The organism is Haloarcula sp. CBA1115 (assembly GCF_000827835.1).
GTDB classification, from domain to species: domain Archaea; phylum Halobacteriota; class Halobacteria; order Halobacteriales; family Haloarculaceae; genus Haloarcula; species Haloarcula hispanica.
Genome location: NZ_CP010529.1, coordinates 1,452,658 through 1,472,393 on the forward strand (window position 1 = coordinate 1,452,658; position 19,736 = coordinate 1,472,393).

The 19,736-nt window shown below is 65.6% G+C and carries 23 protein-coding genes; 10 read left to right on the forward strand and 13 right to left on the reverse strand.

Annotated elements, in window-relative coordinates; translation table 11 throughout:
* Positions 1–56 precede the first annotated feature (56 nt).
* From SG26_RS07200 to SG26_RS07210, 3 genes are all read left to right on the forward strand, one after another.
* Positions 57–428, forward strand: a complete 372-nt coding sequence (locus SG26_RS07200; protein WP_044952077.1) for a helix-turn-helix domain-containing protein — start codon at positions 57–59, stop codon at positions 426–428.
* A 1-nt stretch (position 429) separates the two neighbouring features.
* Positions 430–741, forward strand: coding sequence for a hypothetical protein (locus tag SG26_RS07205; protein WP_050037211.1), 312 nt, complete (start codon positions 430–432; stop codon positions 739–741).
* A gap of 70 nt (positions 742–811) precedes the next feature.
* Entirely contained in the window at positions 812–1,261 is a 450-nt protein-coding gene (locus SG26_RS07210) for a hypothetical protein (RefSeq protein WP_050037212.1), read from the forward strand.
* Between the two features lie 14 nt (positions 1,262–1,275).
* Here SG26_RS07210 and SG26_RS07215 read toward each other — a convergent pair whose 3' ends face one another.
* The 4 genes from SG26_RS07215 to SG26_RS21535 form a co-directional block, all read right to left on the reverse strand.
* On the reverse strand, positions 1,276–1,476 hold the full coding sequence (locus SG26_RS07215) for a hypothetical protein (RefSeq protein WP_050037213.1): 201 nt from the start codon (positions 1,474–1,476) through the stop codon (positions 1,276–1,278).
* Between the two features lie 64 nt (positions 1,477–1,540).
* Positions 1,541–2,047 (reverse strand): hypothetical protein, encoded by a 507-nt coding sequence (locus SG26_RS07220; protein ID WP_050037214.1) that lies wholly within the window; start codon positions 2,045–2,047, stop codon positions 1,541–1,543.
* An 89-nt stretch (positions 2,048–2,136) separates the two neighbouring features.
* On the reverse strand, positions 2,137–3,405 hold the full coding sequence (locus tag SG26_RS07225) for a haloacid dehalogenase (RefSeq protein ID WP_014041587.1): 1,269 nt from the start codon (positions 3,403–3,405) through the stop codon (positions 2,137–2,139).
* A 108-nt stretch (positions 3,406–3,513) separates the two neighbouring features.
* Positions 3,514–3,657 carry a hypothetical protein gene (locus tag SG26_RS21535; RefSeq protein ID WP_004590504.1) on the reverse strand — a complete coding sequence of 48 codons (144 nt, stop codon included), beginning with the start codon at positions 3,655–3,657 and terminating at the stop codon, positions 3,514–3,516.
* Between the two features lie 134 nt (positions 3,658–3,791).
* On the opposite strand from SG26_RS21535, the gene mutL reads away from it, so the two are divergent.
* From mutL to SG26_RS07240, 3 genes are all read left to right on the forward strand, one after another.
* The gene (gene mutL / locus SG26_RS07230) at positions 3,792–5,942 is read left to right on the forward strand and encodes a DNA mismatch repair endonuclease MutL (protein ID WP_050037215.1); all 2,151 of its coding nucleotides are present in this window, start codon (positions 3,792–3,794) and stop codon (positions 5,940–5,942) included.
* Between the two features lie 74 nt (positions 5,943–6,016).
* Positions 6,017–6,961 carry a sugar kinase gene (locus tag SG26_RS07235; protein ID WP_008307326.1) on the forward strand — a complete coding sequence of 315 codons (945 nt, stop codon included), beginning with the start codon at positions 6,017–6,019 and terminating at the stop codon, positions 6,959–6,961.
* A gap of 220 nt (positions 6,962–7,181) precedes the next feature.
* Positions 7,182–8,267: an aminomethyltransferase family protein gene (locus SG26_RS07240; protein WP_050037216.1), complete on the forward strand. Its 1,086-nt coding sequence runs from the start codon at positions 7,182–7,184 to the stop codon at positions 8,265–8,267.
* 6 nt (positions 8,268–8,273) lie between these two features.
* Here the strand turns inward: SG26_RS07240 and SG26_RS07245 are convergent, their stop codons facing one another.
* From SG26_RS07245 to SG26_RS07265, 5 genes are all read right to left on the reverse strand, one after another.
* Complete coding sequence (locus tag SG26_RS07245) at positions 8,274–8,876, reverse strand: YigZ family protein (protein ID WP_014041592.1); 603 nt, start codon at positions 8,874–8,876, stop codon at positions 8,274–8,276.
* Positions 8,877–8,934: 58 nt separating this feature from the next.
* Positions 8,935–9,270 carry a 2Fe-2S iron-sulfur cluster binding domain-containing protein gene (locus tag SG26_RS07250; RefSeq protein WP_014041593.1) on the reverse strand — a complete coding sequence of 112 codons (336 nt, stop codon included), beginning with the start codon at positions 9,268–9,270 and terminating at the stop codon, positions 8,935–8,937.
* Positions 9,270–9,773: an ACT domain-containing protein gene (locus SG26_RS07255; protein ID WP_005536977.1), complete on the reverse strand. Its 504-nt coding sequence runs from the start codon at positions 9,771–9,773 to the stop codon at positions 9,270–9,272. The genes SG26_RS07250 and SG26_RS07255 overlap by 1 nt, the downstream gene beginning before the upstream one ends.
* Before the next feature lie 75 nt (positions 9,774–9,848).
* Entirely contained in the window at positions 9,849–10,436 is a 588-nt protein-coding gene (hisB, locus tag SG26_RS07260; RefSeq protein WP_014041595.1) for an imidazoleglycerol-phosphate dehydratase HisB, read from the reverse strand.
* A gap of 58 nt (positions 10,437–10,494) precedes the next feature.
* A complete protein-coding gene (locus SG26_RS07265; protein WP_050037217.1) occupies positions 10,495–11,256 on the reverse strand; it encodes an alpha/beta fold hydrolase in 762 nt (253 codons plus the stop codon).
* A gap of 82 nt (positions 11,257–11,338) precedes the next feature.
* Here SG26_RS07265 and SG26_RS07270 point away from each other — a divergent pair, with 82 nt between their 5' ends.
* Positions 11,339–13,201, forward strand: coding sequence for a cation:proton antiporter (locus SG26_RS07270; RefSeq protein WP_050037218.1), 1,863 nt, complete (start codon positions 11,339–11,341; stop codon positions 13,199–13,201).
* 17 nt (positions 13,202–13,218) lie between these two features.
* Here the strand turns inward: SG26_RS07270 and SG26_RS07275 are convergent, their stop codons facing one another.
* The 4 genes from SG26_RS07275 to SG26_RS07290 form a co-directional block, all read right to left on the reverse strand.
* Positions 13,219–13,410 (reverse strand): hypothetical protein, encoded by a 192-nt coding sequence (locus SG26_RS07275; protein ID WP_050037219.1) that lies wholly within the window; start codon positions 13,408–13,410, stop codon positions 13,219–13,221.
* Positions 13,411–13,839: 429 nt separating this feature from the next.
* Entirely contained in the window at positions 13,840–16,623 is a 2,784-nt protein-coding gene (gene alaS / locus SG26_RS07280) for an alanine--tRNA ligase (protein ID WP_050037220.1), read from the reverse strand.
* 64 nt (positions 16,624–16,687) lie between these two features.
* Entirely contained in the window at positions 16,688–17,317 is a 630-nt protein-coding gene (locus tag SG26_RS07285) for an archaellin/type IV pilin N-terminal domain-containing protein (protein ID WP_008307313.1), read from the reverse strand.
* Positions 17,318–17,409: 92 nt separating this feature from the next.
* Positions 17,410–18,387, reverse strand: a complete 978-nt coding sequence (locus SG26_RS07290) for a replication factor C small subunit (protein WP_044952085.1) — start codon at positions 18,385–18,387, stop codon at positions 17,410–17,412.
* A gap of 78 nt (positions 18,388–18,465) precedes the next feature.
* Between SG26_RS07290 and SG26_RS07295 the strand changes: the two genes are divergently transcribed.
* From SG26_RS07295 to SG26_RS07305, 3 genes are all read left to right on the forward strand, one after another.
* Positions 18,466–18,666, forward strand: a complete 201-nt coding sequence (locus SG26_RS07295; protein WP_044952087.1) for a ubiquitin-like small modifier protein 2 — start codon at positions 18,466–18,468, stop codon at positions 18,664–18,666.
* A gap of 27 nt (positions 18,667–18,693) precedes the next feature.
* Positions 18,694–19,074: a GNAT family N-acetyltransferase gene (locus SG26_RS07300; RefSeq protein ID WP_014041601.1), complete on the forward strand. Its 381-nt coding sequence runs from the start codon at positions 18,694–18,696 to the stop codon at positions 19,072–19,074.
* Between the two features lie 86 nt (positions 19,075–19,160).
* Positions 19,161–19,736, forward strand: a complete 576-nt coding sequence (locus tag SG26_RS07305) for an RDD family protein (RefSeq protein WP_014041602.1) — start codon at positions 19,161–19,163, stop codon at positions 19,734–19,736.

Consider the following 19,736-nt stretch of genomic DNA (forward strand, 5'->3'; position numbering starts at 1 on the left):
TCTGACTCGGAAACTGACGGGACCTTTTATTCGGGGACGGGACGTTGGTCCAGTACGTGAGTGAGGACCCGGCCGTGGGCGACATCCTCGACCTGCTCAGTGACGAGTACGCCCGGGACATCCTCGCAGCAACGAGTGTCAAACCCATGTCCGCGAAACAGCTCGCCGACCAGTGTGAGATGTCACAACCGACCGTGTACAGACGGGTCGAGTGGCTTCAGGAGTACGGCCTCATAGAGGAACAGACCCAGATAGAAACGGGCGGCAACGACTACAGCGTGTTCGCTGCCACGCTCTCGGAGTTCTCGCTGGCGCTTGCTGACGGTGACTTCGAAACCGAGATCGAGCGGACCGAACCGCCGGCGTTCCCGGGACAGGATGAACAGGACACCGCGGACCGATTCACAAAAATGTGGGAGAATCTCTGATATGGTCGCCATCGAGACGCTGATGGACTGGCTCATCACCGCCCTGGCGTTCGGCTCGACAGTACTGGGTGGATACGTCGGCTACCAGGCCTACCGGGGGTATCGCCGGCACAACAGCCGCGCGATGCAGTACCTCTCAGTCGGGCTGTTCTGCCTCACGGCGGTGGCCTTCGTCGTCGCGTTCACCGGGTCGGTCCTCCTTCGCCAGGGCCTGCTCGACAGCCAGTTCCAGCAACCGCTGACACTCGTCACTCGCGCCTTCCAGTTCGTCGGCGTCCTCTTTATCGCGTACTCGCTCCACTCCCGGGAGTGAGAGTCGGAATGTGTGTGGCGAATCACGGCCGTCCCGAACCGCTGAAGGGTCTCAGGGGGAAAGGATACGTATGGCGCAAACTGCGGGGGGACGGCCGACGGTCCGCATCGACGGGGCTGACCCGGTATTGCTCCCCTGGGACGTTGCACCCGAAACGCTCCCCTTCGATGTCGTCCGCGGCCCAGTCGCGTTCGAGTGTGCCTCCGGCGACCGGATCGAACGGGAGTACACCGGCATCGATGTGTTCGAGCTGTTAGATGCGGCGGCGATGCCCGGCGACACGACCCACGTCCAGTTCGAATCGGCGAACGGCGACCTGGCGTGTATCCCGCTCGCCGACCTCAACGGCGCGGTGCTCGCGCTGGGCGACGGCCCCGGAACTGAGCCGGGGCGACCGCGGTTCGTCTCGCCCCGCGTGCTCGGCCCACGAACCGTCAAGAACGTCTGCCGGCTGCGGCCGCGGGCGCTCGCCGCCGGCGCTGACCGTGAGGCCTACGAGCGGCTGCCGCTGGACGAGTGACGCCGGACGACTGACTACTCCAGCAGGCCGATGTCCTTCGCGAGTCGGTCGGCGAGTTCCTCCAGTACGTCGGGGTCGACTTCGGCGACTGGCTCACCGTCGTGGAGCTGCTCGTTGTGGCGCGCGACGGCGTCCTCGACGTCCTCGAACGCGACCGATGTCCGCGTCCCGCACTCCTCGCATACGACCGGAATCTCGGGCTGATCGGTTGTCATTGGCGGCAGTTTACTTCGCTCCCCGATAAACGGACCGGAGCGTCCGCCGGGCGTACGCTGGCAGTCACTCGAGAACGCTTTTCGGCCGCTTGAGGTAGAACGCCTGCTCGGTGACGCGTTCGTACACGGCATACAGCGTCTCGACGGCGGCCGGGTCGGGGTCGAACTGCAGGTGCGGAGCCATGTGGTACGCTTTGCAACTTGTCAGGAAGAAGTACAGCGTCCGGTGGTGGGCCGGCGTCGCGTCGACGACGCCCATCGACTGCCCGCCCAGGTCGTCCGAAAAGTCGTTGAGCAAGGCAGCGATATCGTCGTTCAGTTGCTCGTCAGGCCGGGTGAGCGGCGCACCGAGCGTCTGCTGGAGGAACTCGCTGGTGGCCCGCAGGAAGGGGTTCGAGTCCATGCCCGTCGGGTCCACAGCGCTGAACGCGTCGTACAGGTCAAGCAACGCCGCCAGTTCGTCGTCGGTCAGCGCGATGGGTTTGACGGGGTCGCCCTGCGGGAGCGAGTAATCCGGGAAGGAGTACGACTGCGGGTCCGGCACCTGCCCGAACACGGTATCGAGACTCATGGTAGCAGTTCGGTCGGCCGACGCCTAACTGTTGGGTGGGACGCACGTCCGAATCGGGAACGAACCACAGCAACAGATGGGGCGTCGGCTCACTCGCCCTGCTCGTCCAGTTGCTCAACGAGGCTAATACCGTAGATAGTCCGCAACACCGTGCTAGCGTCGCCGGCCTCGTACACCAGGTCGTCCCTCGAACTGACGTGGTCGAGCACGTCGGGCGAGGAATGCGCGGGCGCGGCGGCGATGCCGGCGTCGTTCTCGTCGACCCAGCGCATCACTCGCAGGTCGCTCTTGCTGTCGCCCATCACGAGCGCGAACGGGTCGTCGATGCCGAGCACGTCGAAGGCCTCCTCGACGCCGGCGGACTTGTCCAGTTCGAGGCTCACGAGTTCGGCCGCGTCGCCCTCGTAGTAGCCCAGGTCGACGCGTTCGAGGATGTCGCGGAACGCCTCGGGCGCGTCGTCGATGTCGGCGTCGGTCGACAGGTCGCTCGCCGCCAGCACGTCCAGAATCTCCGGGTCGCGGCTGAAGTAGGCCCGCGCGTAGCCTGCGGGGTCGTCGACTTCGGCGTCGACCTGTGTGGCGATAGCGTCGCCAACGAGGCCACAGAGGTACCGCAGCGACTCGTCGATGATTTCGACGGCGTTGTCGCTGCCGACCTCGGCGTTGGGTTTCAGCGTGACGTTGAACTCGTTGCCCTGGAGGTGACAGCGCTTGCCGACGGCGTCGGGGGCCTCCGAGAGGACTCGCCGCCGGACGGTCTCGAACACGTCCACGACCGCTCCGTCGAGGCGTTCGTAGAGCAGTCGCTTGGTGTCCTCGCCGTGTTTGGGCGTGAACACGCCGTTACCGGACTCGTAGACGATGCTCATCTGGCCGGAGGAGACGAGATCGTTGCCAAGCCCCTGTATCATGAACCCCTTGACGTTCTCCAGCGTCTGGCCGGTACAGACGACGATAGGGACGCCCGCTTCGTGGAACTGCGTCAGGAGATACAGCGTGTCACGGGGGATTTCGTTGTCGGTGTCACCGGCCGACCGGAGCGTCTCGTCGACGTCCAGCACGAGCACGTTCACCGACCGGTCGTACTTCGAGTAGAGGTCGAGCGCGGTAAAGGCCTCGTCGCGGGTCAGCCGGGCCGCGATTTCCGCATAGGTCTCGCCGGTCCCGGGAAACTCGTCAGTGATGTCGGATTTGAGAGCGTCAAGGCGGTCACTGGCGGTTTCCCACTGTTCCAGGGCGACAGTCGAGCTGAGCGGAGGAAACAGGTCGACGAACTCCTGATAGCCACGCAGCGTCGTCGTGTCTACGCTCTTATACAGACGGTAGAGTTGGTCGTATTGTTCCATGTCGATATCCACAGGATAGTGGCGACTAACGGCGAGCGTACTTTAGCTATCGGGTTTGCGATACTCACACACGACAAAAAATGGCTGGTTTGCCAACACCGCATCGAAGGTGTGCCGCTGCTACGCCTCGTCGCCGCCGTCGGTCAGCACCTCGGTTTCGGTCGCCTCCTCGTTGAGGAAGGATGGGAGTTCCTCCTCGTCCTCGTCAGTTGCCTCGTCGTCCGCCGTCGCTTCGGTCCAGGAGCGTTCTCTGTGGTGGCACATAGGTCGTCACCATGGGAGGTTCAGGACTGTTTTGTGTTAACTATTTTCATGACAATGCTGATAGGCACGGCGAAGGCAGACAGTATCAAGTCGCTTCGCCCGTTAGCCGGTGGCAATCACATGCGGAGGCACGTATGACCGATATCCAGCGACTCGACGACCGGACCGTCGAACGCATCGCGGCCGGCGAGGTGGTCGAGCGACCGGCCTCCGTCGTCAAGGAACTGGTCGAGAACGCCATCGACGCCGACGCGAGCCGGGTCGACGTGGTTGTGGAAGCTGGCGGAACCGACGGGATTCGCGTCACGGACGACGGCATCGGGATGGACCGAGAAGCCGTCGAAACGGCCGTCGAGGAGCACACCACGTCGAAAATCCGCGACATTGCAGATCTGGAGGGTGGCGTGGGAACACTCGGGTTCCGCGGCGAGGCGCTGCACGCGATCGGGGCGGTCTCACGGCTGACGATCCGGACCAGACCCCGCGGCGGCGACGTGGGAACCGAACTGGTGCTCGAAGGCGGTGACGTCACGTCAGTCAGCCCCGCCGGCTGTCCGGAGGGGACAACGATGGCGGTAGAAGACCTCTTCTATAACGTCCCAGCCCGCCGGAAGTACCTCAAACAAGAGTCGACGGAGTTCGCACACGTCAACACCGTCGTCGCCAGCTACGCGCTGGCTAACCCGGACGTGGCCGTCTCGCTGACCCACGGCGACCGCGAAACGTTTTCGACGACCGGCCAAGGCGACCTGCGCGAGACGGTGATGTCCGTCTACGGCCGGGAAGTCGCCGAGTCGATGATCTCGGTCGGAGCAGGTTCGGAAGCGAACGCGGATGGCGACGAGAGTGATAGTTTCCCTGACGGGCCGCTCGACGGCGTCCACGGCCTCGTCTCGCACCCCGAGACGAACCGCGCCGGCCGCGAGTACCTCTCGACGTACGTCAACGGCCGCTATGTCCGGGCCGGTACCGTTCGCGACGCCGTCGTCGACGCCTACGGGACCCAGATCGCGCCGGACCGCTACCCCTTCGCCGTCCTCTTTCTGGACGTGCCCGCGGGCGACGTGGACGTGAACGTCCATCCCCGCAAAATGGAGGTCCGCTTCGCCGACGACGAGGGTGTTCGCGAGCAGGTCCGGACTGCCGTCGAGGACGCGTTGTTGCGGGAAGGGCTACTGCGCTCGACAGCACCGCGTGGCCGGTCGGCACCCGAGCAGACAGAGATAACGCCGGAATCGAACGGGACGAGCGACAGCGAGCGCGAGCGGTCGAGTCCGGACGGCCGGGACACCGGAGACGAAGCAGCAACGCCGGGACGGACGGATACCACCGCAACGGGCAGCGCTGATGCAACAGCACAGGAGCCGGATACCGAGCCCACAGACCGACCGGACAGCACGCAGACCGAGACAGCGGGTAGCCAGTCCTCCGGCACAGCCCAATCCATTCAATCAGCCGACACGAAACGGCCCTCCGCGACCGGCCCAACGGACGATGCGTCGGGCGAATCCGGGGTGCGCGATCCAGAGGGTAGTGTTTCGAGTGGAAATAGCAATGGTGAGCGCCGTGACGCGTCCGCGGCGGGACGGACAGCCACGGAGAGCGAGGGGCGGAAGTTCACCGGCGGGCAGGAGCAGGCGCGCCTCGGCGACGACCCGGAAGCAACCCACGAGTCGCTGCCCTCGATGCGGATTCTCGGACAGTTAGCCGACACCTACGTCGTCGCGGAGACGGACGACGGCCTCGTGCTGGTCGACCAGCACGCGGCGGACGAGCGGGTCAACTACGAACGGCTGAAGGCCAAGTTCGAGGGCGAAACGACGACGCAGGCACTTGCTAACCCTGTCGAACTGGAACTAACCGCGCGCGAGGCCGAGGTGTTCGACCGGCGCAGCGACGCGCTGGCGAGTCTGGGGTTCCACACGGCGCGCACGGGTGAGCGAAGCGTCGAGGTCCGGACCCTTCCGGGCGTCATCGCCGATGCGGCCGGCCCGGACATCGTCAGGGACGTACTCGGTGCGTTCGTCGCCGGCGACGACGAAGCGGCGGCGACGGTCGAAGCGGCGGCCGACGAACTGCTCGGTGATCTGGCGTGTTACCCCTCGGTGACCGGGAACACATCGCTGACCGAAGGCTCCGTCCGGGAGCTACTCGCCGCGCTGGACGAGTGTGAGAACCCCTACGCGTGTCCCCACGGACGACCGACGGTCATCCACATCGACCGGCAGGAACTGGAAGACCGATTCGAGCGGGATTACCCCGGACACGGCGGTCGGCGGCGATAGCCTGAGAGGGCGGCACCGACACAACAATCGATACAGCCGATTGAACTAAACCTCCGTCTCCCGATGCACGCGGTATGTCACTCGTAACGTTCGGTGAGACCGCTCTGAGATTTGCACCCCCTGACGGACAGCGATTCGAGACGGCCCGCGAGGCGTCGATTCGCGTCGACGGAACCGCGAGCGGCGTTGCGGCAACGGCCGGCCGACTCGGGGCTGACGCACGGTGGCTCTCGAAGATCCCGGACACACCACTCGGGCGGCGCGTCGTCGCGGAACTCCACGAGTTCGGGCTGGAAACGGACATCGTCTGGGCAGACCCGGACGCTGGACGGCAAGGGCTCACGTTCCACGAGGACGCCGACCCGCCCCGTGCCGAGCGGCTGCTACAGGACCGCGGTAACACCGCAATGGCGACGCTGACGCCCGGTGAACTTCCGATGGGCGAGATACAGAACGCCGACGTGGTGTTCACCTCTGGCGCAACCCTCTCACTTTCTGACACAGCCGCCGACACGACCGGGGCGTTACTCAGAGCGGCCGCAGGAATGCGAGCATTCGATCTCGATTTCCATCCGGGGCTATGGGACGCCGAGGACGCCCGCGACGCGCTTGCAGACCTGCTACCGGCCGTCGATACCCTCTTTGCGGCCGAAGAGCAGGTTTCCGCGGTGTTTGACACGACGGGGAGTCCGCGCGAAGTCGTTCACACGCTCGCGACGGAGTACGATCTCACCCGCGTGATTCTCACACGGAGCGAGTACGGCGCGGTGGCCTACCACGACGGCGTCATTCACGAGCAGGATGCCATCGAGACGACCGCCGTCGACGAGTCGGGACAACACGAGGCCTTCATCGGCGCGACGCTCCAGCAACTGGCCGCCGGCGCTGACACGGACGAAGCGCTGCTCCACGGTGTCGCAGCAGCAGCCCTCTCCCGGACACTGTCTGGACCGTTGACACCGCTCGAACCGTCCGAAGTTGAGCGCCTCGTCGATTCACAGCAGTCCAGACGGCCGTAGGTGGCACGTACCGGCCGGCCGTACCGATCTCTGTTTACTCCGCTATTAGCCAGGGACGTCCGCCGTGACGCGGTGACAATTAGACCGTGGACGCGACAGACGGCAGCGGTCAGCGCGTCACCGCCGCCGTGACGATGGCCGCACGGCTTGTAGCCCCTTCCCGCACACACCGACGGCGCTAACGGGACGTTTTTCCCCACGAGGGCCGCATGCCCGTACAATGACTGTTCTCGAGTCCGTTCACGAGGCCCACGGAGCGACATTCAGGGAGGTCGGTGGTCGGCGCGTCGTCGACAACTACGGGCGACCGGAGCGGACCCACCGCGCAGTTCGGAACGTCGTCGGGGCGATGGAGTACGGCTACGGCGTGATTGTCGTCACCGGCGAGGACCGCGTCGACTACGTCGACAACGCCGTCTCGAACCGCGTGCCAGACGATGACGGCGCGGGCTGTTACGCGCTCCTGCTCGACCCCGACGGCCGCGTCGACACGGACATGTACGTGTACAACGCCGGCGAGCGCCTGCTCGTGTTCACACCGCCCCAGAAAGCCGAGGACCTTGCCGCAGAGTGGGCGGACAAGACGTTCATTCAGGACGTCGAGTTCGAGGAGGCGACCGACGACTTCGCCGTCTTCGGCGTCCACGGGCCGAAAGCGACAGAGAAAATCGCCAGCGTTCTCCACCAGACCGGGACCCCGCCCGCGCCGCTGACCTTCGAGCGGGGCGAACTCGGCGACGCCGGCGTCTCCGTCATCCGGACGGACAACCTCGCCGGCGAGGAGAGCTACGACGTGGTCTGTAGCGCTGACGACGCCGAGGCTGTCTTCGACACGCTGGTCAACCGGGGGCTCAACGCCGTCCCCTTCGGCTACCGGACCTGGGAGACGCTGACGTTAGAGGCCGGGACGCCGCTGTTCGACACCGAAATCGAGGGCGCGCTCCCGAACGATCTTGGCCTGCGGAACGCCCTGGACTTCGAGAAGGGCTGTTACGTCGGTCAGGAGGTCGTCTCGCGAATCGAGAACCGCGGCCACCCCACGCAACGTCTGGTCGGCCTCGCCGTCGAGGAATGCCCCGAGTCCGGTGCCGCAGTGTTCGCCGGCGACGAGCACGTCGGCGACGTGACCCGTGCCGGCCAGAGCCCGATGCGGGAAGCCCCGATTGCGCTGGCGAATCTCAGTTGGGAACGGCCCGAAGACGCGCTGACCATCCGCATCGACGGTGAACCGGTCAGCGCACAGCAGGTCGACCTGCCCTTTATCGACGGCTCGGCGCAGTCGGCGCGGTTGCCGACCTACGAGTAGCGGGGGTCACGCCAGTTCGATAGCCGCCCGCCCGCTGGTCGCGCTCCGGATTCGGTCCCGCAGGTCGCTCCCCTCAGCCGTAGGCACCCGAACCTCGAAGACGACTTCGGCCTCGTAGTCAGCTGCAAACTCGACGCCTGCTGATTCAAGCAGGCTCCGAACGCTGCCGGAGTCGTCGTAGGCGACGGTTACGGTGAACTGCTCGTGGGGCACCTCCTCGACCACGCCTGCGTCGTCAACGCCCTCTTTCACCGCTCTGGAGTAGGCACTGGCGAGGCCGCCGACGCCGAGGTTCGTCCCGCCGTAGTAGCGCGTGACGACGGCGACGGCGTTCTCGATATCGCGTTGCTGGAGAACGTTCAGCGCGGGGTCGCCGGCGCTGCCGCTCGGTTCGCCGTCGTCGCTCGAATACTCCCGAAAGGGATCGGATCGCACGCGGTAGGCGGGGACGTTGTGGGTCGCGTCAGCGTACTCCTCGCTGACGGCGTCGACGAACGCCTCGGCGGCTTCGACGGTCGCCGCCGGCGCGACGTGACCGATGAACTCCGAGCCGCGCACTTCGAAGCGCGCCTCGCCGCGGCCCGGAACGGTCAGGTAGCTGTCCGTCACGGCCCGGCGTAGGCCCGGCGGCGGAATAGCGTTTGTCGTTCGCGCTCCCAGCAGTGAGTCAGTCCGTCCTGCCGTCCGGTTGCCGCGACCCCCAGACCCGCTTGTCAAGCAGTTCGACTCTCATTCCGTCCCGAACCCGGAGCTGACAGGAGAGCCGGGGATAGCTAAACCGGTCGGCGAGGTCGTCGTGCCAGTGGTCGGGGTCGGGCGGCTCAGCGAGACGGACGCCGCAGGTGGCACAGATGCCGCGGCCGCCGCAGTTGACCCGTTTCGCGTAGCGACCGTGTGGCGAGAGGTCGGCATCGAGAAGCACGTCCCGGAGGACGGCCCCGCGTTCGGCGGTGAGTTCGTGGGTTTCCCCTCCGGGCGTCTCGACGGTGAGCGTCGCCGGCATCAGGCCAGTTCGATGGTCCGGACGAACGCCAGGCGACGGATTTCGTTGATGAGGTCGCCGGGCAGTTCCTCGTCAGTGATGACGTACAGTTTCGGTTCGTCGGTGAACTCGGGGTCTTCGCTCAGGACCTGGCGGATAGAGATGCCGTGGTCGGCGATAGCCGACGTGACCGTCGAGACGATGCCGGACTCGTCGGCGGCGCGGACGGTGACAGTCACTGCGTGCAGATCGAGCACCGGGGCGAGATCGAGCAGGCTCGGCACGGAGGAGATGTTGCGGAAGATGCGCCGCAGGTCGTCGTCGTCGAGAATCGCGTCCGTCGTCGCGTTGACCACGCGGCGGTCAACGTCGGCCTCGCGGGCGATACCCGTGTTCGGGATTTCGATACCGCCCGAGACGACGCGGCCGTCCTCGTTGACGGAGAACCCTCGCTCCAGCAGCAAACGGATGACATCCTGCTGGCCCGGGGAGTCCTCGAATTTCTGCATAATCTCGTCGAACATACGGAGTGGTGGACGTGGGGCCACTAATCGGTGCCGCCAGCAGCCGAAACGGCGACGGCTTCGCACCGCCGTCGACTACAGCTCGCCTTTCGTGCTCGCCACGTCGGAGCGGCGCTCGTCGATGCGGGTCGCGTCGTCGAGTGCTCGTGCCAGCCCCTTGAACAGCGCCTCGATTTCGTGGTGGGCGTTCTCGCCCTCGACGCCGCAGTGCAGCGTCAGCCCGGCGTTCATCGACAGTGAGCGACAGAAATGCTTCGCCATGTGGCTGGTCATCCCGCCGACCGAACCCTGCGAAAAGTCACCGTCGAACGCGAAGTACGGCCGGCCGGAGATGTCGACGACGACGCTCGCGACGGCCTCGTCCAGCGGGACCTTGCGGTCGGCGAACCGGCGGATGCCGCGCTTGTCGTCCAGCGCCTCGGTGAACGCCTCGCCGAGCGTGATGGCGACGTCCTCGACGGTGTGATGGTCGTCGATGTCTAGATCGCCGTCGCACTGCACGGTCAGGTCGAACAGCCCGTGGGTCGAGAACGAATCGAGCATGTGGTCGAAGAAGCCGATGCCGGTATCGATGGTGCTGTCGCCGTCGCCGTCGACGTCGAGCGTGACCTCGATGTCCGTCTCGGCCGTGGTCCGCGTGACGGCCGCCGTCCGGTCGGTCATACGTATCACCTATCAGGCCGCGTATTTGTGGATTGCGTCCGGCCATCCGGTCCAATAGTTACTCTGTCTGCTCGTCCAGTAGCGCCAGCAATCGGTCGGTCACCGCCGGCGCGTGTTCGACGAAACAGCAGTGGCGACCCTCGACGGCCTCCCCGGTCCCGCGGGGGAGGTCGGCCGCCAGCGACTGCGCGGCGTCCGGCGACACGACGGGGTCGTCCAGCCCGTAGTACACCTCAGCGGGCTGGGTGATCTCGTACAGCGGCGGCGAGTCGAAAGCCGTCATTGCGTTGGCCTGCGCGTCGCGGGCCGCGCCAGTAGCGTCCTCGTCAGCGCGCCAGCCTGCGATCCGCTCCATGAGGTCCGGGTCGTGTTCGCGGAATGCCGGCGAAAACGCTCCTGCAAGCGACGATGGGGCGTCCAGCGCGAGCGCGTCCAGTTCCGCCCGATCCACCGCATCGCCAGATCCCACCGTACAGTACAGCGTCAGCGAGCGGGCGCGGCTGTACTGGTGAGCGTATTCGAGCGCGACCATGCCGCCGAGGCCGGCCCCGACGAGGTGGGCGCTCCCGACGCCGTGGTCGGCCAGCACGGCTTCGAGGTCAGCCGCCAGCGTGTCCGCGTCGTACGGTCCCGCCGGCGCGTCCGACCGGCCGGTTCCGCGGAGGTCCCACACCACCGTCTCGTAGGGACCGGCGACGGCGTCGTAGTGCCAGCCCCAGAGCCACGCCCCGTACCCCACGTCGTTGATGAACACGACGGTGGGGCCGTCGCCGTCGGCTTCGTAGTAGAGGGACACGTCGCGGTTGCGTGCGGTCGGCATTGGCTGTCGGTTCCTTCGCCGGTGGTGTGTCTCTTTCGGTGAGTAGGTCTTTAGCGCTGGCTGTCGAAGGGCCGCCAGTCCCGTGTCAGGAGCAGCATCACTTATCGGCGCTGTCGTGTTGGTCGTGAGTCTGGGTGTCGCCGCGCAACTGGTCGCCGACTGGCTCCAGATCCCGAGCGTCGCGTTCCTGCTGGTCGCCGGCGTCTTCGTCGGCCCGCAGGCCCTCGACCTCGTCGACCCCGCGATATTCGGACAGGCCGGGCTGCAGGCTATCGTCGGCCTCAGCGTCGGTATCATCGTCTTCGAGGGGGCGTTCCACCTTACCGTCGAGCGAGTCCGTGAAGCGTCCAGGGAGGCGCTTGGACTGGTGACAATCGGCGCGTTCGTCTCGCTCGTCGGAACCGCCGTCGCCGTCAAGGTCGTGTTCGGGACGACGTGGCCAGTCGCCGTCCTCGTCGGGAGCCTGCTGATCGCCACCGGGCCGACGGTCATCACGCCGATCATGCAAGTGGTCCCGGTCAGGGACCGGGTCGCCGCCGCCCTGGAGACAGAGGGCATCATCAACGACGTGACCGCAGCCATCCTCGCGGTGGCGACGTTCGAGTTCGTCATCGCGAGCCAGTCCTCGCCGGTAGTCGTCGTCGAGGCGTTCGTCGCCCGGCTGGTCGTGGGCCACATCGTCGGTATCACCGTCGGCGGCGGTATCGCACTCCTGCTCCAGCGGTGGCACCTTTCGGCGGACAACGCCATGCAAAACGCCCGGGCGGTGGTCCTGACCGCAGCGCTGCTGGCGTACGCGCTGGGAAGCATATGGCTCTCGGAGGCCGGCATCGCGGCCGCCGCCGTTGCCGGTATCGTACTGGGGAACGCCGACCTCCCCCACGAAGAGGAGATCGCCGAGTTCAAGGGCGGTATCACGCTGTTTGTCCTCTCGTTCGTCTTCATCGTGTTGGCCGCCCAGCTATCGCTCGGTGACCTGCGTGCACTCGGGATCGGCGGACTCGTCGTCGTCATCGTCGTCGTCACGCTCGTCCGCCCGCTCGGCGTGTTCCTCTCGACGCTGGGTGGCCGACTGACAGTTCGAGAGCGGATGTTCGTCGGCGCGATGGGGCCGCGCGGTATCGTCCCAGCCAGCGTCGCCACGCTGTTCGCCATCGAACTGCGTCCCGAGAACCCGGATGCTGCGACGGTCCTCGTCGGGACTGTCTTTCTCGTCATCTTCGCGACCGTCATGTTTCAAGGCGGGCTGGCCCGTCACTTCGCGCAAGCGCTCGACATCCTTCCCATGCAAACACTCATCGTCGGTGGCGGTCGCGTCGGCCGGGAACTGGCAGTACGATACGAATCACGCGGCGAGGAGGTCGTCCTCATCGACAGCGACGAGGACACGGTCGAGCGGACGCGGGCCGACGGCCATCGCGTCGTCCACGGGGACGCGACGAACGCGCACGTCCTCGAAGAAGCAGGGGCGAACCGGGCGTCCGTTGTCGTCGCTGCGACCGCAGACGACGACGTGAATTTGCTCGTGGCACAGCTGGCGACGACCCGGTTCGACGTCGACACCGTGGTCGCCAGAGCGAACCAGCCGGACAACGTCGAGGCCTTCGAGGACCTTGACGTCGAGACGATATCCGCCGGCTTCGCCGTCGCCGACGCAATCGACGACGCGGTCGAGCGACCAGCGCTGGCCCACTGGCTGTCGGACTCCGGCCGAACAGGGGACGTACTGGAAGTCGAACTCAGCAACGACTCACTGGTCGACCGGACCATAGAGGAAACCGCGGAGAAGCTTCCGAACGGCTGTCTGGTCGCAATGGTAAGCCGTAACGGAACAGACAGAGTCCCCGACAGCGATTTCCGCCTTGCAAGCGGCGATCACCTGACGCTCGTCTGCGAGACCAACGAGGCGATGCGGGACGCCAGACGGCTGTGTCAGGGCGAATAGCGGGCAGCACGTACCGCTCAGCGCAGTTCGTCGAGCGAGACGGTCGCCGAACGGTCCGCGGTAACCCACTCTGTCACGGACTGCTGGCGGTCCGAGGGGAAAATCGTCAGCTCCGAGGGGTTCTCAGGGTCGTCGTACAGGCAGTCCAGTTCGAACTCCGGCGCTTCGTCGAGGTCAGTGTCCGACGGGGGCGTCGTGGTCGTACTCATGGGTCAGGTAGCACGGGTGGCACTGCAGTTTTCACACAGTTCATCGGTAGTACGGCCGCTAGCAGCGGGGACACTGGTCCCACATCGCCAACACGTCCGTTGTGACCGAACGTACTCGGTGTGAGTCCGAATGTGTGCGATGTCACGTTCTCCGCTCATATCTGCTATAGATGGGCAGTTGCTAAAAATACTTTTGGAAACTCATCCAGGTACACCTAATACAACTAAATGTAATTGTATCTCTTGAGCGTATTCGGACCGTTCGGGCAGAATATCGAGCCTTAATCGGACAACTGTCCGAGGTAACCGAGCGTAGAACGGAACCAGCGGCGAGAAAGAACGGGGACGGTTCAGGCGGACGCCGTCCCTGGTTCCCGTGATAGTCGCCGTCCGCAGGTGGTCGATGCGGAAATGATGCAGCAGCCCGTCTCAGACGTTCGCCACAGTTCGCAGTATCTCAGGTGCGTCCTCAAGCGCCTCGTCCAGCGCGTCCGCGTCTGGGCCGCCGCCCTGTGCGAAGTCCGGTGGGCCGCCGCCGCCGCCGCCGACGCGACCGGCGAGTTCGCCGACGACCTCGCCGGCGTCGACGTCGACGCCGTCGGGCACGGAGACGACGAACTGCGCGCCGTCGAGGCCCGATCCGAGCACCGCGATGTTGCCCTGCTCGACGACCGCGTTCGCCTGGGCGCGGAGCTCTTCCATGTCGGCGTCGATGCGCTGGACGACGGCGGTCGCCTCGCCCACGTCAACTTCCTCGCTGTCGCCGCCGCCGCTGGCGCGGGCCTCGGCGAGCTGTTCCTTGAGCTGTTCGATCTCCTTACCGCGGGCCTTCCACTCGTCGAAGAACCGCTCGGCAGTCTCCGGGACGGCATCGGGCGCAACGTCAAGGATATCCGCGGCTTCGGTGAGCGCGTCTTCGGTGCGCTGGGTGGCCTCGATGGCCGCGTTGCCCGCGGCGAAGGTCAGGCGGATGACGCCGTCCTGAATCCGCTCGGTGTTCAGGAGCTTGACAGCCCCGATGTCACCGGTTCGGGCGACGTGGGTGCCACCGCAGGCCTGCACGTCGTCGCCGACGGTGATGAGCCGGATCTGCTCGCCGGCCGGGATGCCGCCCTGGTAGAGGTCGAAGCCGTGGCGCTCCTCGGCCTCGTTGCGGTCGGGCCACTCCTGAGAGACGGCGATGTTGTCCTGTATGATGTCGTTGGCGAGGCGTTCGATCTCCTTGACCTCCTCGCGGCTCACCGACTCGTAGTGGCGGATGTCGATGCGGGCGGAGTCAGTGCCCTTCTGGGCACCGGCCTGTCTGACGTGCTCGCCGAGTACCTGCCGGGCGCTGTGGATGACGATGTGGGTCGCGGTGTGGTGTTGCATCAGGCGCTGGCGGCGGCTCGCATTGACCTGTCCGCGGACGAACTCGCCCTTGCCGGGGTCGTCGTCGCAGGTGTGGACGATGACGTCGCCGTACTGCTGGACGTCGGTCACCTCGGCGGAGACGTCGTCGGTCGACAGCGTCCCCTCGTCCGGCGGCTGGCCGCCGCCTTCGGGGTAGAACATGGTCTGGTCGAGCACCACGTCGTAGTTGTCGTCGTCGCGGTCGAACACCTCAAGCACGACGGCCTCGAACTCGGTCCGCTGCTGGTCTTCGTAGTAGAGCCGGTCGGTCTCGGGCAGTTCTTCGAGCCGGTCCTCGTAGGGCGTCTGTGATTCCTCGGTGGCGGTGTCGTCGCCGCCGTGTCGCTGGGCGACGACCGCGTAGAAGTCGTCGGGCACGTCGACCGCGACGCCTTTCTCGGCGGCGATTTCCTCGACCATGTCCGGCTGAATCCCGTGGGAGTCGTACAGTTCGACCAGTTCCTCGGTCGGGATCGGCTCGCCCTTTTCGGCGTACTCGTCGGCCAGCTGGCGGACGCGCCGGCCACCGCGGTCCAGCGTCTCGCGGTACTTCTCGACCTCGGTGCGGACGATGTCGCGGATGGTGTCGCGGTTCTCGTAGCCCAGCCGCTCGGCCTGCATGTCGACGAGTTCGTCCAGCGGCGCGTCGACGCCGACGCCGTCGACCAGTCGCTTCGTCCGGCGCAGCACCATCCGTGCCAGATAGCCCGTGCCGACGTTCGAGGGGACGATGCCGTCGCCGAGCATGTACGCGAGCGTTCGGCAGTGGTCGGCGATGGCGTAGATGTCCTCGAGCGGTGCCATCAGGTCCCGCATCTCCGCGACCTCGACGCCGACCTCGGCGGCGATGGTGTCGCGTTCGGCCTCGATGTCTTCGGCCTCGTCGATGTCCATCCGGCCCGCGAGCTTCGCGGCTTCGTGGACGATGCGTTCCTCCTCCTCGGTGAGTTCGATGCCGGCGTTGTCCTTGAGGAAGGCGATCATGTCGGGATAGACGGCCTCGTACACCGTCGGTGTCCCCTGGCTCATCCAGGTCCAGCGTTCGAGCCCGTAGCCGGTGTCGACGATGTAGGTGTCCATCGGCGAGTACCGGTTGCCGTCTTTCATCTCGTACTCGCCCTCTGGGTCCTGCTCCATGGACATGAAGACGAGCGTGGCGAGTTCGGCCCCGCGGTAGATGACCTCGATGGCCGGGCCGGCGTTGCCGCCGCCGACCCACGGGTCCTCGATGTAGACGATCTCGTCTAAGTTCGCGCCCATCTCCTCGAACAGTTCGTCGCAGTACCGGACCGTCTCGTCTTTCCAGTACACCTCGCCCTCGTAGGCGTACTGCTCGGGGTCTTCGATGTCCTCGCGCGCGTTGAACGCGTGGTGGGCCATCATCTCGAAGGCCATCGTGTGCCGGCCCGTCTTCCCGACGTTGTCGATGTCCTGCATCCGGATGCAGGGCTGGCTGATGCACAGCGGGTTCGCCGGCGGCGGCGTCGTCCCCGAGGTGACCAGCGGCTGGAAGTCGTAAATCGACGCCTGCGTGAGGAGGACATCGTCGCGCCAGCGGTTGGCTGCCACCGGGTACGGGTCGATGCGCTCGTGGTCACGGTCCTCGAAGAAAGAGAGGAACGCCTCGCGCATCTCCGTCAGCGAGTGGGACTCGTCGAACCCGGGGTTGTCGATGAAGTCGTACTCCGCACACGGCGGCTCGCCGCAGGTCTCGCGCTCGATGCGGGACCAGAACATATCGCCACAGGAGACACACTCCTGGCGGTGGAAGCCCTCCTCTTCGAAGTAATCGAGTTGGTAGGCCTCGTCGAGGTCGCTCATTGGTGTTCAGTTGGCCCACGTTCGCCTAAAACTGTTCCGAAGGGGCCGGCGGTATCCCTGGCCGTCAGAGCGTGACAGAGGATTCCCCGGAGAGCGTCTTCGGCGCGACGACTTCCTCGGTCGTCATCCCGCCGGCTGGCGAGGTAATGCGCAGCGTCGCAGTCTCTCCTTCGGGCAGTTCCTCACCGAATGGCTCAGCGCCAACGGAATTATCGGTCCCCAGGTCGAGCGTGATTCTGAACCGGTCTTCAACGTCGTTCAGCACCGGCTGGGAGCCGTCGTTGTCCTGCACGGTAGAGATAGCGAACCGCCCATCGGGGTTGCCGTCTGCGCCGCCAGCCGCGAGCTGGTAGTACGACCCGCTCGGACCGATCCACTGGACGGTCGTCTTGTCAAGGTCGACGTTGCCTGCCCCCGGTGCCCGCCTGACGACGATGTCAACCACGCCGATCTCGCTGTTGTCGGTGAAGTGGTCCCCGGTAATCCCCACAACCTGAATGCGGTTGGTCGTCGAATCACTGGACTGTTGCCCCGTCGCCTGGGCGGAACTCTGCAGGAACCCCGCAGTATTGATAAGCACGCCCGCCGCGATTGCCGCGACCAGCACCATCGCGATAAACACGATGAGCGTCCCGATCCCGACCTGACCGCGGTCCTCACCCGTCCCCTCCGTAGATGGTCGTAAACGTTGCATTTCAGTTGTTGATACTCTTACTTTCCTTTCATCATAAAGCTCACCCGCCAGTTATCAGGTGTGAAAAGCCGGATCGTAGCGGTAGTACGGCCTTACTCGCCCTGGGCGAGCGAGGCCAGCATCGCTTCGAGTTGCACGCGCTCGTTCGCACCGCGGGTGATCCGGTAGTCGGTTTCGCCGATGCGTTCGAGCACTCGGACTGCCGCTTCGTCGTCGATATCGAACTCCCAGATGGAGCGGTGGAGTTGGTCGATGATGTCACCGCCAGCGATGCCTTCCTCGGTCAGCAGTCTATCGAGGGTCGCCCGCGAGGCGGTGAAGTCGCCGTCCAGCGCCGACTGGACCATCGTCCGGATCTCTTCCGGGCGGGCCGTCGAGGTGATCGCGTACACCGCCGACTCGTCGACCGTGTCGCCGCTGACCGACGCGGCCTGCAGGCCGTTGATGGCTTTCCGCATATCCCCGTCGGCGGCGTAGACGAGCGCGTCCAGTCCGTCCTCGGTCAGTTCGATGTCCTCTTCGGCGGCGATGTTTCGGATTTCCTCGGCGACGGCGTCGTCGGCCAGCGGCGAGAACCGGAAGACCGCACAGCGGGACTGGATGGGGTCGATGATCTGGCTGGAGTAGTTACACGAGAGAATGAATCGGACGTTGTTCGAGAACTGCTCCATCGTCCGGCGCAGCGCCGACTGGGCGTCGCTGGTCAGCGCGTCGGCCTCGTCGAGGAAGATAATGCGGTACTCGACGCCGCCGAAGCTCGTTCGGGCGAAGTTCTTGATTCGGTCCCGGACCACGTCGATACCGCGCTCGTCGGAGGCGTTCAGTTCGAGGAAGTGCTCGCGCCAGTCCTCGCCGTACAGTTCACGGGCGATAGCCGTCGCACACGTCGTCTTCCCCGTCCCCGCGGGGCCGGAAAACAGCATGTGGCTCAGGTCGTTGCGCGAGACGTAGCTTTTGAGTCGCCCGACGATGTTCTCGTGGCCCATCACGTCGTCGAGCGTCTGCGGGCGGTACTTCTCGATCCAGACCTCCTCGCGTCCCGCCCGCGACTCGGACTCGGCCTCACTCATGGACGATGGGAAGCGTGGGCCGGTCTTAAACCCCGCGAGAGTCGACAGTCTCAGGTGCGTCGGCGGAGTAGTCGGTGTATGTACGTCACCGTCGAGATCGCCGGCGAGGACACCCACGAACTGGAGGTGGACGCGGATGCGACCTACGCCGACCTGCTTTCGCCGGTCGACCTGAGCCCCCACGAGGTGTCGGTCCTCGTCGACGGCGAGCACGTTCCGACGGATCAGCCCGTCGAGCACGACCACGTTCGGGTCGTCAGGCTCATCAAAGGCGGCTGAACCGCCAAGCAGCGGCCTCTAACAGATATGCACGTCCGCACAGCGACCGCCGACGAAGTGCCGGCGGTGATGAACGTCCTCGACGGAGCGGTCCTCTCGATAGCCGTGGAAACCGTTCGGGCGGGTGCTGAAGACGACGGTACGCTCGTCGCAGTGTCCGACGATGACCCGGCGGCTGAGCGCGTTCTCGGCGCACTCGTACTCGACGACACTCACATCGAGGCCGTCGCTGTCCGTCGGCGTCGTCGTGGGCAGGGTATCGGGACGGCGCTCGTCGAGGCCGCGCTCGACCGGCGAGATTGTGTCACCGCCGAGTTCGACGCTGACGTTCGGCCGTTCTACGAGGCGCTGGGGTTCACCATCGAGCCGCTGGGCGAACCCGACCGTTTCCGGGGCGAGCGTGCGTAGGCGCGGCAATCGTTCGGCGCGAGATCACAACCGTTGGCACAGCGTCGTAACATTTTTCATATGGTTTCGAGAATGATTTTAAAACGATGTCAGCAACTGTCCCTGAAAACGCGGTCGAAGCGCGGGACGACCGCGTCGTCGCGTACCTCATCGACTTCGCCATTCTGAGCGCTGTCGCGTTCGGACTGTGGCTCGTAACGTTCGTTCTCAATACGGTCCTCTCTGTCGGGGCGATGGCCGCCGCCTCGCCCGAGAGTCCGGGCGCGATGGGCGGCGGCTCGGTGCTGGCTGCGGGACTGCTGGGCATCGTTATCAACTTCGCCCTGTGGCTCGCCATCGGTGCGGTGCTCGTCTATTACTTCGGCTACTACGCCGAGTCCAATGAGACGGTCGGGAAGCGGTCCCAGAACGTCGCGGTCGTCGACGAAAACGGCGCGCCGCCGACCCAGCGTGACCGACTGGTCCGAACGGCCGTGCTGCTGGCTCCGTTCCCGATCATGCTCCTTTTGGGCGGCATTTTCGGCGGATTCGGGTTCCTCTTCGCGCTCGTTCTCATGGGCGGCTGGCTCCTCGTTGAGGCGGCCGTCATGTTCGTCAGCGACGACGCCCAGCGCCTCGGCGACCGCGTGGCCGGCACGTACGTCGTCAGCGCAAGCAAGTGA